Here is a 755-nt window from a genome sequence, read left to right on the forward strand (position 1 = left end):
CCGTTGTCGTATGCGCAGCAACGACTCTGGTTCATCGACCAACTCCAAGGACCCTCCCCGGTCTACAACATGCCGATCGCCTTCCGGATCAACGGACCACTGGATACCGAAGCGCTAGCCGCCGCCCTCGACGACGTCCTCGCACGCCACGAATCACTCCGCACCATCTTCCCCGACACCGACGGCGTGCCCTTCCAACACGTACTGCCCGCACAAGCAGGAATGTGGCGACGCCACGGCCCGGCAGTCGTATCGCTGCCCGAGCAGCATGTGACCGACACCTTGGCAGAACTGGCCCGGTACCGGTTCGACCTGTCGACCGAGATCCCCATCCGCGCCCAGATCTACTCAGTGGGACCCGAACAGTATGTCGTAGCAATTGTGTTGCACCACATCGCTTTCGACGGATGGTCACCAATCCCCATGGCCCGCGACGTGAGCGAAGCGTACCGAGCGCACCGACACGACCACGCCCCGGACTGGACGCCACTACCGGTGCAATACGTCGACTACGCACTCTGGCAACGCACCCAACTCGGCGAACTACACGACCCCCACAGCCGCATCACCACCGAGCTGGAGTACTGGGAACAGACCTTGGCCGGGATGCCCGAACACCTCGACCTCCCTACCGACCGACCTTACCCACCGACCACCGACCAACACGGCGCCCGCGTCGTCATAGACTGGCCCGCCGAACTACAACACCACATCGCCGAGGTCGCGCGCGACCACAACGCGACAAGTTTCATGGT

General features: G+C 63.2%; 1 protein-coding gene. It reads left to right on the forward strand.

The window, feature by feature from the left end; genetic code table 11:
- Nucleotides 1-755 (forward strand): condensation domain-containing protein (locus RJ03_RS27315; protein ID WP_036507511.1); only part of this gene is annotated, 755 nt, incomplete at both ends.

It is taken from the genome of Nocardia aobensis NBRC 100429 (assembly GCF_000308375.1).
In the GTDB taxonomy this organism is placed as follows: Bacteria; Actinomycetota; Actinomycetes; order Mycobacteriales; family Mycobacteriaceae; genus Nocardia; species Nocardia aobensis.